At 58.2% G+C, this 15054-nt stretch carries 13 protein-coding genes and 1 pseudogene; 4 read left to right on the forward strand and 10 right to left on the reverse strand.

Annotated features, from left to right (window positions below; all coding sequences use genetic code 11):
- Window positions 1-31: 31 nt before the first annotated feature.
- Entirely contained in the window at window positions 32-757 is a 726-nt protein-coding gene (locus ACFO6X_RS06880) for a hypothetical protein (protein WP_382431396.1), read from the reverse strand.
- Complete coding sequence (locus ACFO6X_RS06885) at window positions 754-1953, reverse strand: aminotransferase-like domain-containing protein (RefSeq protein ID WP_382431398.1); 1200 nt, start codon at window positions 1951-1953, stop codon at window positions 754-756. The genes ACFO6X_RS06880 and ACFO6X_RS06885 overlap by 4 nt, the downstream gene beginning before the upstream one ends.
- Before the next feature lie 71 nt (window positions 1954-2024).
- On the opposite strand from ACFO6X_RS06885, the gene nth reads away from it, so the two are divergent.
- The gene (nth, locus tag ACFO6X_RS06890; protein ID WP_382431400.1) at window positions 2025-2663 is read left to right on the forward strand and encodes an endonuclease III; all 639 of its coding nucleotides are present in this window, start codon (window positions 2025-2027) and stop codon (window positions 2661-2663) included.
- Between the two features lie 16 nt (window positions 2664-2679).
- Here the strand turns inward: nth and ACFO6X_RS06895 are convergent, their stop codons facing one another.
- The 6 genes from ACFO6X_RS06895 to ACFO6X_RS06920 form a co-directional block, all read right to left on the reverse strand.
- Window positions 2680-4185, reverse strand: a complete 1506-nt coding sequence (locus ACFO6X_RS06895; protein WP_382431402.1) for a methyl-accepting chemotaxis protein — start codon at window positions 4183-4185, stop codon at window positions 2680-2682.
- Window positions 4186-4258: 73 nt separating this feature from the next.
- Window positions 4259-4684, reverse strand: coding sequence for a type 2 periplasmic-binding domain-containing protein (locus tag ACFO6X_RS06900; RefSeq protein ID WP_382431404.1), 426 nt, complete (start codon window positions 4682-4684; stop codon window positions 4259-4261).
- A gap of 15 nt (window positions 4685-4699) precedes the next feature.
- The gene (locus tag ACFO6X_RS06905; protein WP_382431406.1) at window positions 4700-5785 is read right to left on the reverse strand and encodes a porin; all 1086 of its coding nucleotides are present in this window, start codon (window positions 5783-5785) and stop codon (window positions 4700-4702) included.
- Between the two features lie 205 nt (window positions 5786-5990).
- Window positions 5991-6875, reverse strand: coding sequence for an HTD2 family dehydratase (locus ACFO6X_RS06910; protein ID WP_382431408.1), 885 nt, complete (start codon window positions 6873-6875; stop codon window positions 5991-5993).
- Window positions 6876-6953: 78 nt separating this feature from the next.
- On the reverse strand, window positions 6954-8024 hold the full coding sequence (cobT, locus tag ACFO6X_RS06915) for a nicotinate-nucleotide--dimethylbenzimidazole phosphoribosyltransferase (protein WP_382431410.1): 1071 nt from the start codon (window positions 8022-8024) through the stop codon (window positions 6954-6956).
- A gap of 79 nt (window positions 8025-8103) precedes the next feature.
- Window positions 8104-8928, reverse strand: coding sequence for a DNA-binding transcriptional regulator (locus ACFO6X_RS06920; protein WP_382431412.1), 825 nt, complete (start codon window positions 8926-8928; stop codon window positions 8104-8106).
- Between the two features lie 177 nt (window positions 8929-9105).
- On the opposite strand from ACFO6X_RS06920, the gene ACFO6X_RS06925 reads away from it, so the two are divergent.
- Genes ACFO6X_RS06925 through ACFO6X_RS06935 form a run of 3 tightly spaced genes read left to right on the forward strand, consistent with a single transcriptional unit; the run spans window position 9106 to window position 11888 of the window.
- Entirely contained in the window at window positions 9106-10044 is a 939-nt protein-coding gene (locus ACFO6X_RS06925; RefSeq protein ID WP_382431414.1) for a 3-carboxyethylcatechol 2,3-dioxygenase, read from the forward strand.
- Window positions 10045-10098: 54 nt separating this feature from the next.
- Entirely contained in the window at window positions 10099-11301 is a 1203-nt protein-coding gene (locus ACFO6X_RS06930; protein WP_382431416.1) for an acyl-CoA dehydrogenase family protein, read from the forward strand.
- Window positions 11302-11336: 35 nt separating this feature from the next.
- Entirely contained in the window at window positions 11337-11888 is a 552-nt protein-coding gene (locus ACFO6X_RS06935) for a flavin reductase family protein (RefSeq protein ID WP_382431418.1), read from the forward strand.
- On the opposite strand, the gene ACFO6X_RS06940 is transcribed toward ACFO6X_RS06935, so the two are convergent.
- Both ACFO6X_RS06940 and ACFO6X_RS06945 read right to left on the reverse strand, forming a co-directional pair.
- Window positions 11857-13329: a cobyric acid synthase gene (locus ACFO6X_RS06940; RefSeq protein WP_382431769.1), complete on the reverse strand. Its 1473-nt coding sequence runs from the start codon at window positions 13327-13329 to the stop codon at window positions 11857-11859. The two genes, ACFO6X_RS06935 and ACFO6X_RS06940, sit on opposite strands and share 32 nt — an antisense overlap.
- A 59-nt stretch (window positions 13330-13388) precedes the next feature.
- Window positions 13389-15054 (reverse strand): annotated as a pseudogene (locus tag ACFO6X_RS06945) (hypothetical protein); the annotation flags it as partial.

Genomic DNA, 15054 nt, shown 5'->3' on the forward strand with positions numbered 1-15054 from the left:
TCAATGGGAAAATTCGCCCGGAATGGACGTCTCAAGGCTGCGATGATACGGGCTTGATGCTGTAGGGCAGCAGTGCCTTGGCCGCCTCCATGCGCAGCGGCAAAGGCACGGCCACATCGTTCATCACGCTGTGCAAGAAATGGTACGCATCTACTCCGGCAGGGCCGGGTGTGGCAAGCGCGGCCGTTGACGTGCTGGGTGCGGGATGGCATTGCTGCACCATGCGGCTCCAAGCGGCTGGGGTAATGCTTTGCAAGGGTTGCAAGAGGTCGGCTTGCGCCTCTGGGCTGGGGGCGCGTTCTAGCCAAGGCTCATCGGCAAACATACTGCCCAAGCCGGGCACGATAAAAGCAGACCAATAACCCGTGGCACTTTGCACCGCAGGCACCAGTCCTGCGTGTTGCTGCTGCGGGGTGGGCCAAGTGCGCAGTTGCGCGGGCACCACGTCAGCCCCATATTGCTGGCGCAGCCACTGCGCTACGTCCAGGGCTTGGGCCAGAGGCACGGGCACAGCCACTGAGAACCAGAGCTGAAAACCATCCTGCCCCGACACCGCCAACGCCGGGGGAGGTAAGCCTGCATCGTCTTGCACCCGATGCCAAAAGGCTGCCACCTGCTCCCAAGGCACAGAGCGGGCCAGCTCTACAACGATGGCACGCACCCGACCTTGGGCGTCGATCAAGGCCGGGGCTGCGCTGTCTGCTGCAATATCTTCCAACAGATACAGGCGCCGGAGTTCAGACTGCAAACGGTTCATACGGCATTCAGGGCTTGGGCCAACCGGGCCACGCCTTCGCGGATTTTGGCGACATCCGCAGTGGCAAACGACAGGCGCAGCGTTGCTGGGTCGGGGTTCTGTGCAAAGAAGGGCGCACCGGGCACAAAAGCCACGCCACGCTCAATGGCCCGCTGGGCCAAGGTGTTGGCATTGCACTCTTTGCCACCCGCGCCGGTCAGGCGCAACCAGACAAACAGGCCGCCTTGTGGCTGCACGAACTCCACTGCATCGCCCAATTGTTCGCGTAGCGCATCGCACAAAGTTTGGGCGCGCTCGGCATAGACTTGGCGTACATAGGCCAGTGTGGCAGGCATTCGGCCTGCTTGTAGGTATTGGGCGGCCACGGCTTGGGCAAAGGTGCTGGTGTGGGCATCGCTAAACTGTTTGCACATCACGGCATTGGCTAGCAGGGCAGGCGGGGCCATCAGCCAGCCCACCCGCAACCCCGGCGACAGCACCTTGCTGAGGGAGCCGCAATGTGCCAACCATTCACGGCTACCGGGCACCTGGCCCGACAAGGCCAGCAGGCTTGGCGGTGGTGCGGCATGGAAATACAAATCACCATACGGATCGTCTTCAACCACCAGCGTTTGGTACTGTGCTGCCAGTTCCAATACGCGCTTGCGCCGCGCCAGGCTCAAGGTCGCTCCGCTGGGGTTGCCAAAGGTTGGAATCAGGTAAATCAGTTTGGGGCGGTGCTCAATGATGAGCTGCTCCAGTGCATCGGTTTGTACGCCCTCGCCATCCACGGGTGCCGTGATCAGGTCTGCACCGTAGAGGCGAAAGCATTGGATAGTGGCTAAAAAGGTCGGGCCTTCCACAATCACTTTGTCGCCAGGGCTGATCATGGTTTTGCCAATCAAGTCCAGTGCTTGCTGGCTGCCGGTGGTCACAATCAGTTGCTCTGGGGCTGCGTCTTGCACGCCCTTGCTGGCCATAAAGGCTGCCAATTGCTCGCGCAGGGGCTGATAGCCCTCTGTGGCACCATATTGCAAAGCTGCGCCCGGCTCTTGGGCCAAGGCTTGCTCGGTAGCGGCACGAATGCCATCCACATCAAACATCGCGCTGTCTGGAAAGCCACCGGCAAAACTGATGATGCCCGGCTTGCCTAGCAGCTTGAACAGTTCGCGGATGGCCGAGGTTTCGATGGCGTCGAGGCGGGAGGCAAATTGCATGACAGAAATCGGTGGTGGAAAAGTGAACTTAGCATTGTGCCCCCGTCGGCCCAAGCCCTACACTGCCTGCCATGAAAGCTGCTCTGATAGAACCCTTTTTTGCCACCCTGCAAGCTGCCAACCCCAACCCCCAAACCGAGCTGGAATACCAAAGCCATTTTGAACTGCTCACGGCAGTGTTGTTGTCGGCACAGGCTACCGATGTGAGTGTCAACAAGGCGACGCGGGTATTGTTCCCCGTAGCCAACACCCCACAGGCGATACTGGCACTGGGCCAAGAAGGGTTAGAGAGCTATATCAAAACCATAGGCCTCTACCGTAGCAAGGCCCGGCATTTGCTGCAAACTTGCCAATTGCTGATGGAGCGCCACGGTGGCGAGGTGCCGCGCACTCGCCAAGCATTAGAGCAACTGCCCGGCGTGGGCCGCAAAACCGCCAATGTGGTGCTGAATGTGGCCTTTGGCGAGCCAACAATGGCGGTAGACACGCATATTTTTCGCGTGGGCAATCGCACCGGGCTGGCACCGGGCAAAACACCTCTGGCGGTAGAGCAGCAACTGCTGCGGCGAGTGCCCGATGCCTATGCGGTGGGCGCCCACCACTGGTTGATTTTGCTAGGGCGCTATGTGTGCCAAGCGCGCAAACCACGCTGCTGGGAGTGCGCAGTGGCCGCTTACTGCGACTACCAGCCCAAAACGCCTGCGCCTTGAGCTGGGTGCTGTGGCTTTAAAACTTGAACACGCTCACCGTTTCCACCACCGCATTGGCCTGCTGTTCTAGGGATTGGGCCGCAGTGGCTGCATCTTGCACCGAGGCCGCATTGTCGCGCGTGGTGTGATCCATCTGAATGACGGCCTGTTTGACTTGGTCGATGTCCAGTGCTTGTTGTTGGCTGGCATCGGTAATTTCTTGCATGATGCCTGCGGCCCGATGCACACTGTCCACAATTTGGTGCATGGTGCTGCCCGCTTCTTCCACCAGCTTGCAGCCCACACTGACGCTATCGACCGAGTTGCCAATCAGTGTCTTGATCTCTTTGGCTGCCTCGGCACTGCGCCCGGCCAAACTGCGTACTTCAGAGGCCACTACGGCAAACCCGCGCCCCTGCTCACCTGCACGGGCCGCTTCTACCGCTGCATTCAAAGCCAGAATGTTGGTTTGGAAGGCAATGCCATCGATCACGCCAATGATGTCGGAAATCTTTTGTGACGACACATTGATGGCTTCCATTGTATCAACCACTTGGGTAACCACTGTGCCCCCTTGGGCCGCAATGGAGGAGGTCAACCCAACCAGTTCGTTGGCTTGGTTGGCCCGTTCATGGTTTTGCCGCACGGTGGTTGACAAGGCTTCCATTGCCGCAGCCGTCTGTTCTAGCGCGCTGGCTTGCTGTGCGGTGCGTACCGACAAGTCCATATTGCCTCGGGCAATCTGTGTCGTGGCACTGGCCATGGATTCGGCACGGCTGCGAATACCCGTGACCACGTTGATCAGGTTTTGCTGCATTGATTCCAGATGGGCCATGAGGCTGTGGGTATCCCCCCGCTGCAATGCCATGTGCTTGCTGAGATCGCCCTGGCCCACATGGCGTACCAAGAGGGCGGCATCGGCAGGTTCGGCGCCCAGGTCTCGCCATACTGAGGCAATGATGGCCTGCGACCCCAGGCCCAAACCCAGCACGATCAGTAGCCCTGTCGCTATATTGACCAACAGCCCCTCCCGTTGGGCTGCGGTCAGGTCGTTAAATCGTTCCTCGAGAGTGACATGGGCCTGTTGACGCGAAATTTGCATCTGGCGGGCCAGCTCCTTTTGTGCTGCGTTCATGCGTTGCACCTGTTCTGGCGATACGCTTTTGTTCAGCATGCCTTGTGTGGCCTGTAAGGCTGCGGCTTGATAGGCATCAAACGCAGCGTTTAAATTGCCCACCAGTTCGGCCTTGCCATCAAGTTGGCGGGATTTGTCTAGCGCAGCCCGCACATCCTTGGCGGTGTTTTGTGCATCCTTGAGCCGATCGGCATCGTCCTCTACGGCGGCTGCCTGAAAATCGGCCTGTAATTGGTGTACGCCCCGCTCTGCTTCAAACAAATGTTCCAGAAACGGCGTCTCTACCGTGCGCAACAGCTCCAGATTGCGATGGTTGTTCCAACCGATCACCAGACTGATGACCAGGCCTGCACCAAACGCAGCGCCCACACTCAGTGGCAACAGCCATATTTTCGAGCGAAATTTCATACATTGATGTCCGAATTGCAGGGGGTACAGGACTGGTCGTAGCAGCTCCTTGGCGCAGTGCCAAGGGGGCGTTTTAGTCCACGGTTAGCAGCACTTTGACCGAGGCATCGACCGCACTTTTCTCAATGTAGCCAATAGCCTTGGGATTGCTGCCCAGCATTTTCTTGACCTCAGCAGAACTGCCCACTTCTTTGGGCAGGGCCGCCTTGCCTGAGAACACCAGACGCGCCCAAGCCGCCTTGACTTGTGCGGCCGATTTGCCCGTCACTTTGGTGTAGAACTGTTCGCGCACCGCCACCGATTCGGGTTGGTCTAGCAGCACTACGGCACCCACGCCTGCGAGTTGGTCTGACTTGCCCAAAAACAGCGCCGATGCTTGCTCTGTGGTCAATGCGGTGGCACTGCTTTGTGCTCCCACCACCACGGCCACTTGGGCGCTACAGGCCTGACTCAGCAGCAAGCCCAAGGCGAGCAAACATGTATTTTTTAGTTGTTTCATCGTGTCCACCCTTGATCAGAAAACACGGTCATAACTGATGCGAAACACGGTGGAGTGACCACCGAAGTTATTGGTTTCGTCAATGTTCCGATCCACTTGGGCCTTAACTGCACTGCTGGAGGACAGGTCATAGCGCAATGTCATGGATGTGCGGTGGTAGGTGCCGGGTGCGTATTGGTCTAGGTCGGTCGTGCTTTCTTTGAAGCGGGCATAGTTGATGAACGGAGTCCACTTGCCCAAGCGCATACCGGCACCTATCGTCACTGCAGGGGCTGTTACCTTGTATTCGGCGTATTTGCGGGTCAGTTGTGTGAACTCAGACAGCACAAACCAACGATCAAAATCCAGATTGGCAGCTAAACCATAGGCCCGCAGGGCGGCCTCGCTGTCTACAAAATTGGCCTCGTTGCGGTTGGTGGTGCGGGCATCGGCCCCCATCAACACGGCACGCAAGGTCAAGGGGCCATGATTGACCTCCACATCGCCGCCAATAATGTTGTTCCACTGGACTTTGGTTCGGTCTACGGGGTAGTAAAGCTTTTGGTAACGTGAGCTACGCACTTTTTCCTGACCGGCAAACACGCTGGCCGTCAAGCTGGTGTCTCCCATGCTGCGGTTGTAGCGCAGGCTGGCACCGTTGTAATTGGTGGCTTCCCAGCCATACAGTTCAGGTGGGGGCGACACCCAAGGGTAAGCAACACCAATGTCCTGAAAATCAGAATAGTAATAAAGCGGTATGCGCTTACGGCCCAAATACAACTCAAAATTCTCGTTGAGCTTGTAACTGGCAAAGGCCCACGCCAGATCAGGGGTGGCACGGGTGCCACGGCTGACCAATTGCACCGTCAAGCCAGCCTTGTCATTGAGGGAGTATTTGCCTTGAATGCCAATGCGTGATTCGGGCCGCAACGTGAATTGATCGCCATAGACACCGGCATTGCTCCAGTCGGCTACATAGCAAGGGCAGTCGGTGTCCTTGATGTTTGTGGGCCCTGAGTAGTTGGAGTCCAGCGTGCCACTGATGGTTTTTCCGCCCACTATTGATACATAGCCCGAGAGCTTGAGCTTTGATTCGCTATTGGTTTCTTGGGCTAGAGCCACACATGGTGGCAAAAGCCAAGCCCCCAACAGCAGCGCCCCTCCAAGCAATGGATGCCTTTTTTTTGGAATTGAGTTTATTTTCATAAAAATAATGATGGGAAATTATTCCGGGGAGCGGTCTCCTGGCACCAACGCTGGGAGTGACCGTGTGTGGGCAAGACAGGTGCTGCCACAGGGATCGTACCAGTACCGTCCCCTGCCCAAATCAGGTCAGTTCTGCCATGCCCTGCATGGTCAACCAGCCTTGGTGGTCGCTGGCCCACAGGCGCACGGTATGACCCTCGGCGCAAGGCTTTCCATGCACTGCAAAGGGGTGTAGATCAAAGGTGGGGCGCAGTGCCTTGAAGTGGAAACTGCGTACCTGCGCTTCGGGCATTTCACGGCGCAGCAAATCGAGCAACAAGGTAGCAATCAATGGGCCATGCACAACCAAGCCGGGATAGCCTTCGGTTTGTGTCACATACTGGCGGTCGTAATGGATGCGGTGACCATTAAACGTCAAGGCGGAATAGCGAAAAAGCAGTACATCATCGGGCACGATCTGGCGCCCCCAAGGGGCATCTGCTTCTGCTGCCACTGGGGCCGCAGCCGCCTCACCGGGCAACGGGGCTGCGCGGTAGACGATGTCGTGCTCTTCGGTCAAGGCCAACCCTTGGGCGTTGTGAATGGCATGTTCTACCAGCACAAAGATCAAATCGCCTGTGCGCCCGGCCTTGTGCGTGACCGAAACAATGCGCGAGACCCGCTGCACGGTATCTCCCACCCGCAATGGGTTGTTGGGTTCCCAGCGCAGGCGCCCACCTGCCCACATGCGCCGTGGCAGAGGTACGGGTGGCAGAAAGCCACCCCGCAGGGGGTGTCCATCTGGCCCGAGGCCACTTTGGCGCGTTTGTGGCAGAAAATACAACCAGTGCCCCAGTGGTGGTACTGGGGTGCCCAGCACGGGGTCAGGGTCATCGCGATCCAACGTGGCCGACAAGCCCCGCAACGGCGGTACTGTAATTTGGTCGGTTAAGGTCTCGGTCTGACCTTGCCAGGTTTGCAGATGCGCCAGCAAGCTGGCATCGATGGTTCGGGGGGCAGTATGCATGGGCAGTGTTCCTTCGGAAAAAGAGGTCAAATGGCAGCCCATGATTGTCTCTGGCATGGTGCCAGAGCCGCCCGTTTGTTACTGTGCGGCTGCTTTGGTGGTGACGCCTGCTGCGGCAAAGCTGGCCATCTCGCGCAGGATGGCACAGGCCGATACCAACAAGGGCCAGGCCAAGGCCGCCCCCGAGCCTTCGCCCAGACGCAGTCCTAAGTCCAGCAACGGGCGGGCCTGCAACTGTGCCAGCATCAGTGCATGGCCCGGCTCTCCAGAATTGTGCGCAAATACACAACGCTGCAACACCCGTGGCTGCAAACGGCTGGCTACCAGCACGGCGGCACTGGTAATAAAACCATCAACCACCACCACACGGCGCTCATGGGCGGCTTGGAGCACAGCGCCCACCATGGTGGCAACTTCAAAGCCACCCAGAGCCGCCAGCGCATCCAGTGGCTCCACGGCGTTTGCGTTGGCTTGCAATGCTTGTTGCAAAATGGCCCGTTTGCGGGCAATGCCTGCGCCATCCAAGCCTGTGCCCGCTCCGGTACAAGCTTCTAGGGGCACACCGCACAGCCGTGCTAATAACAACGACGCTACCGAGGTGTTGCCAATTCCCATCTCTCCGAGCAAAAGCACATTGCCCGGTAGGCTACGCACGACTTCCATGCCGTGGTGTAACGCCTGCGCACATTGCCCAGATGTCATGGCTGGGCCGCCAGAGGCATCCTGAGTGCCAGCGGCTACTTTACGGATCAGCAACTGCGGTTGGCCCGCGACAGCCTGACGCGGAGCCAAATCCCGGGCTACCCCACAGTCCACAACAGTGAGGGCCAAGCCATGCTGGCGGGCCAACACGCTCACGGCAGCACCACCGGCCAGAAAGTTCTCCACCATTTGCCAAGTCACGTCGCTGGGGTAGGCCGATACCCCTTTGGCGGCCAGTCCGTGGTCACCGGCAAACACCACCATCTGCGGGGCGTCTAGGTGCGGTTGCTCCGTGCCCAAAATCTGGCCCAACTGCAAGGCCAGTGCCTCCAGTTGCCCCAGTGCTCCTAGCGGTTTGGTTTTATGGTCAATCAGATGGTGCAGTGCGCAAGTCAGTGCGGGGTCTGCAAGGTCAGACACAGTGGGCAGGTCAGAAGGCAAGAGCATGGAAAGCAATGGAGAAAAGACAATGCAGTTGCCATTGTCGCCTTCTGTGGGTGGCTAAGGTGTAAGGGGCGTGCAGAGGTCAACGCCCTGGCACCAGAGCCGCATTGGTTTGTAACGCCAGTTCAATCTTGGCTACTGCTGCTTGCAAATCGGGCAAGTAGCGCCGGGCCGCCTCGGCGGCGTTCATGGCTTTCTTGAGCACCACGACATTGATGGTGCCCAACACGCGGCCCTGGTGAACGATGGGTAAAGCAATCGCCACCGTCTTGAGTTGCGCACTCCATTCCCCATCGTTGGTGGCGTAGCCTTGGGCACGCACCTTGGCGAGCATGCGTTCCACCAGCACCTGGTTTTGCGCCAGTGCAGCCTGTTCATCTTGGCCGGACACCAGTAGCCCCAGCACCTGCTTGCGCTCCTCGGCACTGCAAAAGGCCAGATAAGCACGGCCCGCTGCCGTGAGCAGAACGGGCATACGTTGGCGAATCATTGCCCGGTGAAAGGACAACGGGCTAAAGCGGTGCGTGGTTTCGCGCACCAGCATGGAGTCGCCATCGAGCGTACACAAATCGGAGGGCCAAACCAGTTTTTGCAACAACTCGCCCAGTACCGGGTTGGCTACCTCAGAAATCCACTCATCATCGGTAAAGCCGTCGCTGAGGCGGCGCACCTTTTCATTGAGCCGGTAACTGTCGTCTGAGGCACTGCGGCGCACATAGCCCTCGGTTTGCAAAGTTTCCAGCATCCGGCGTACCGTGGTGCGGTGCAGGCCCGTGCGCTGGCTCAGTTCTGCAATGGTGGCCCAGCCTTGTGGGGCGCTGCTGATTTCTTGCAAGATAGCCAAGCCCCGGCTCAATCCTTGGACGTGGCGATAAGGGGTGTCTTGCGCTGTGGGAAGGGGGGGCATGGTGTCATTTCCTGCAACATCGGGTAATCCCGAACCATTTTGTGCACATTGTGCACAGATCCATCATTGGATTTTCCGGTAAGGCATGCGCTGCCTAAGATCAGGTTTCCTATTCACCACGGCGGTGAACGTAGCCACCAGCCCTTGTGGGCTCCCCTGATTTTGATGCTCAACACCATGCAGATTCAACTGAAATGCCTATCGCACACCCCCTTGCGGGGATTGAATGATCCTGGCGCTGACATTGTTCAGGAGGTCGATGCCGTGCTGGCCCAAGCCCGTGCTGAAGTCGAAGCCTTTGACCCCGAGTTGATCGTCGTCTTTGCCCCCGATCACTACAACGGCCTGTTTTATGACCTGATGCCGCAGTTTGTGATTGCCACTGCTGCAGACTCGGTGGGTGACTACCAAACCCAAGTGGGCCCCCTGTCGGTGGCTTCCGATCTGGCACTGGAGATGACCCGCTTTGTGCTCAACAGCGATGTCGATGTGGCACTGTCGCACCGCCTCCAAGTCGATCATGGCTGCACACAAACGCTGGAAGAACTCACTGGCAGCCTCACCCGTTACCCGGTGATTCCTATCATCATCAACTCGGTAGCGCCCCCGTTTGGCCCTTACCGCCGCGTGCGCAAGTTCGGCGAGGCGGTGGGTCGATTTTTGGCTACCCTGAATAAGCGCGTGCTGGTTTTGGGCACTGGTGGCCTGTCGCACGAACCGCCCGTGCCTTTGATTGCCAATGCGCCCGATGAGATTGCCAACTTTTTGATTGCAGGCCGCAACCCTACCCCCGAAGCCCGCGCTGCACGCCAAGCACGCACCATTGCAGCAGGCAAAATTTATGGCACCAGCGATAGCCCGCAAACCCCATTGAACGCCGAATGGGACTTGGCCTTTATCGATACCCTCGTCCAGGGCCAGCTCGACAGCATTGACGACTTCAATATCGAAGAAATCTCGCGTGTGGCAGGCCGTTCTACCCATGAGATTCGTACTTGGGTGGCAGCGTTTTCTGCCTTGGCTGCCCTTGGCCCTTACGAGGCCCACAAAGACTATTACCGCCCCATCAACGAATGGATTGCCGGTTATGGCTTGGTCAGCGCCCAGCCACGTTGATTTTTTCCTATTTCACCCCACCACCGTTTTTAGCGATATTTCAGGAGATTCATCATGGGCAAGAGCGAAAATTTTGCGTTGCAAATTCCGACCGAGGCCGAAATCGTCCAACGCGCACAGGACATGATTCCGTGGCTGCGTGAAAAGGCCGATGCAACCGAAAAAGCCCGCATGGTGTCGGTAGAGACCATACAAGCCTTCCAAGAGGCTGGTTTCTTCAAGATTTTGCAACCCAGGCGTTGGGGCGGTTATGAAATGAACCCCAATGTGCTCAATCAGGTGTTGATCGAGTTGGCCCGTGGCTGTCCTTCCAGTGCTTGGAACGTGATGGTGTTGGGTGTCCACCCGTTTGAAGTGGGCCTGCTGCCCGAACAGGTGGGCGATGAGCTTTGGGGCCAAGACAACACCCAGTTGGTGTCTTCTTCCTATGCCCCGTTTGGTACGGTCAAAACAGCCGAAGGCGGCTACGTACTCAATGGTGAATGGCTCACCTCCAGCGGTTGCGACCATGCTGCCGGTGGTGCTTTTGTCGGGGGCCGGGTACAAGAAAATGGCGAAGTGGTGTTCCGCTCGTTCTGGGTGCAGCGCAGCGACTTTGAGATCGTGGATGACTGGTTTGTGGTGGGTCTGGCAGGCACTGGCAGCAAGAAGCTCATCCTCAAGGATGTGTTTGTGCCCAGCTACCGCAGCCATGCCATTGGTGCCTACGGCCCAGAAAGCCACGGCGACGTGGCTAACCTGTACAAGATGCCATTCTTCTATGTGTTCTACGCAGCGGTATCGTCGGTCATCATCGGTATGGCACGCGGCATGGCTGATCTGTATATCGAACACATGATGCCGCGCCAGAACATCAACCAAGCCGTGGGCGCTGCGGTGCAAGACCCCTTCATCAAGGCCCGCTTGGGTGAAGCGATGGCCAAGATTTTGGGTGCTACCTCGCGGGTGCTGCACAACACCAATGAAGCTTGGAGCTATGCCTCCAAGGGCGAACTGGTGCCGTTGGATGTGCGCGTGCGCCATTTTGCCACCAACCAGTTTACGGGCGGTGAATGCTTTGAGGCGGCCCACATGCTGTTCAAGAAAACCTCGACCCGTGGTGTTTGGCTCAACAACCCGATGCAACGCCAAATGCGGGACATTTTGGTGGGCGCCAACCACATCACGCAAAACCAAGACAATATCGGTGAACTGCTGGGCGGCCAGTTGTTGGGCAGCCCGTTGCCCGCCAACAACCCGTTTGGCGCCAAGCCCTAAACCCCTGTATTGCACCGCACACGAGAAGCACAGAAATGACCACGGAGATCAACCAACGCCTAGATTGGCAACCCAACGCCGAGCTGGCCGCTTTGCCCCCAGTGTCGTCCAACGACCATCGGGGCGGCTTGCGCCACTTCGCCATTGGCGTCACTTTGATTTCGGCACGCCACGGCGACGAACGTGCCGGGCTAACGGCCACCGCTGTTTGCTCGGTCACTGCCGACCCACCGCGCTTGGTCATTTTTGTCAATAAAAACGTGGTGGCCTGCGACCTGATTCTGCAAAGTGGTGCGTTGTGCGTCAACGTGCTGGCGGCAGATCAGGAAGAAGTCGCCAAGGCCTTTGCCGCCATGATTCCCAATGTGCATGGCGACAAGCGATTCGAATACGGTCAATGGGATGAGTTGGTCACCGGCGTGCCGGTGCTACAACAATCCTTGGCCAATTTTGACTGCCGTGTGGTCAAGGTGTTTGAGGAGAGCACACACCAAGCCTTCTTGTGCGAGGTGTTGGCTACCCGCGAGCGCAACGATGGCGAGGCGTTGGTATACCTCAACGGGGCATTTCGGAGTTTGCCCCAATAAGGGCATCCAGCACGCCAGGGGCAAAGTGGCGGTCGATGTAGGCGGCCATGCCGTCAAACACCTGCTCCAGCGTGGGTGCTGTGGCACCAAACAGAGCTTGCAAGGCCGCCGAGTCTTCGAGCAGGCCGTGCAGGTACAAGCCCAGCACATTGCCTGTGCCATTTTGCCAAGCCAAGCCCGGTAGTACTTCTTGGGCTACATCCCCTTTGGCGGCCATGGCTGGGTGCTGCGTGGTTTGGCCGTGGTGGATTTCGTAACCCGACACCTCCACCCCCGACAAGGCCGCCCATGCTCCAGACAAAGGCGCAAAGCGCGCACGGGTGCAACGCACGGTTTTGGCTGGTTCAAACACCGTGACCAAAGGCAGCAGGCCCAAGCCGGGGCCATTGCCATCAATGCCGTTGGGGTCGATCAGTGCCTCACCCAGCATTTGCAAACCACCACACACGCCCAACACCCGCCCCCCAGCTCCTGCATGGGCGGCTATGGCAGCATCTAAGCCTTGGGCGCGCAGCCATGCTAAATCTGCCGCCGTGGCTTTGGAGCCGGGCAGCACCACCCAATCCGAAGGCTGTAGCCCAGCCAATTCTGCCGGACTGCGTGCCCACAGCAGGCGTACGCCAGGGATGTTTTTGAGGGGTTGAAATTCATCCAGATTGCTCAGGCGCGGGTAGGCAATCACCGCCACCGTGGTATGCACGGCACCTTGGCTATGGCTGCGATCATCAAACACACCGTCTTCTTCGGGCAGGCCATGTTGCCACCACATGGGCAAGGTAGCCACGGTGGGCACCCCGGTCAGGTCTTGTAGCATCTGTGGCGCCGGGGCCAACAAGGCGGCATCGCCCCGGAATTTGTTTAGCACAAAGCCGTGGATCAGTGCCTGCTCCTCTGGGGGCAACAAAGCCCAGGTGCCATAAAGATGGGCAAAGGCGCCGCCTCGGTCAATGTCTGTGACCAGCAGGCAACGCGCTTGTGCATGGCGTGCCACCCGCATATTGACGATATCGCTGGCGTGCAGATTGATCTCGGCAGGAGAGCCTGCACCCTCAATCACTACCACATCGTGGTGGGCCCGCAAATCATCCAATGCTGTTTGAAGGGCAGGCCAAACTTTCTCGCTGCGGCCCCGCCAAGGCATGGCGGTGAGTTCAGCATTGACCTGGCCCCACAACACCACTTGGCTGCGTGTATCGGCTTCGGGCTTGAGCAGCAGCGGATTCATACGCACTTCTGGGGTGGCACGGGCGGCCAGTGCCTGAAAGTATTGTGCGCTGCCAATTTCACCCAAGCAGCCTTCTGGGCCGACGACAACACGGGCATTGTTGCTCATGTTTTGCGCTTTGAAGGGTGCTACTTTCAATCCCCGGTTGCTGAACCAACGGCACAGTGCTGTGGCGAGCCAACTCTTGCCAGCCCCGCTGGTGGTACCTAGCACCATCACACACAGGGCCGGACGAACTGAAGAGGTAGTGCAAGAATTCATGGCTGCGAGCAAGCTCAACGCGATGGCTTGTCTGTGGAGGCTGTGTGTCGCTCCAGTTCTATGCCGATTTCAAAGCGATCACTGTAGTTGCCAAAACCCACCGGGGTTTTTTCGGATGGCACTACGACCGGGGGCGCTGCCAAGGCCATCAGTTCTTGTTCCAATCCAGCAGGCAAGGTGAAGTCCAGATCAAATTCTTCGCCATCAATCAAAATCCGGCGACCAGAAGCTGGTGGTACAGGAGCTGGTGTAATGGCGGGTTTATTGACTGCAGGCGCTGTAAAGGGAGCGGGTGCTGCAAGCAAGTCAAGGTCTTGGCCTGGTGTCCAAGAAAAATCATCCATCGAAAAACCCGATGGTTGAACCTCTGGTGCTGGTGTGGGTGCCGGTACTGGTGTGGGCACTGGGACTGGTGCAGGGACTGGGACTGGGACTGGGACTGGGACTGGGACTGGGACTGGGACTGGGACTGGGACTGGGACTGGGACTGGCGGAATAGCAGGCAGAGGAGGAAGGGTTGGCAATGAGGGTGGAGCCGTCCAGTGGGCCTCTGGGGGCAGTGAGACAGTGCTGCCCTTTTTCTTGACGACCGCTGCTACAGGCAGGGGAGCGATGTCCTCTACTTCATCCTCTGTGGGGGTGGTGCGTGACCGTGGCAATGGCAAACCACGGGCGCTGGCTGGGGTGGTTTGCGCAATCGCATAAAGCAGCATTAGATCGTCATAGGCATTCAGATCAAATCTGGGCGTACCCCCTTCACGCTCGAACAGGCAGTGCGCCAGTTCTTCCAGCACTTCTTGGCTGTTCCATTGGGCTTCGATACGTGCCAATACATCGGTGTAGCCCAACAGGGAGCGCCCTGTTTTGCTGAAATGGGCAAATTCGGGCGCACAGGCATTGAAATGCTGATGAAACTGGTTGCGCAACTGGTTGAACTCATCGACCCGACCCAACGAATGGTATAGGCGCAACAACTCAAGATAAGCCAGAGGCGAAGAAGTCTCGTTCTCGGTAATGTGCTTTTTCATTACCCCGATGGCCTGATCGTTTTCGCCTACCGAGATGAAGAACTCGGCCTGTTGCTGCAAATCGAAAATGGCTTCTGCATTGATCACATTGCGCGCGGGCGATGGCTCCAGAACCAAGGAAACCGAGGCCTCCAACTCTTGCTCTGGCGTAGGTGCCAGAGCAGGCACTGAAACCTCGGCGGCCAAGTCCGTGAAGACTGGCGATGGCGCAGGAACAATGGGCGCAGTGATGGGGCTGGTGTCTTCGGCAGAGGGCGCACGGACAGGGGCGTGCGACACCTTGGACGCTGGCTCAGGCAGTTCTACTTCCGAGAACAGAGAATGGTCTCTGATGTCCGTCCAATCTTCTTGTCTCTCTGGTGCGAAAGCGCGCGAACGTTGCCATAGCCATGCAGCCCATGCCAGTACGGCGGCCAACAGACCCAGCAACATATAGACCACAGTGGCAGAGAAGCGATCTTCTTGGACTTGCAGCAACTGTCGCTGCAAGGCCACATTGGTCATCTGCATGTCCTGTATCTGGAGCCGCAGTGCCGCAATATCCGACTGCATTTGTTTCCATTGTGGGTGTTCCAACATGGACAACTCGGCAGCAACAACCGCAGGCCCGGCCTCTTCAGGTGCCACAGGCGGCGGTTGCTCCGGCTGAGGC

It is taken from the genome of Giesbergeria sinuosa (assembly GCF_042652905.1).
Taxonomy (GTDB): Bacteria; Pseudomonadota; Gammaproteobacteria; order Burkholderiales; family Burkholderiaceae_C; genus Simplicispira; species Simplicispira sinuosa.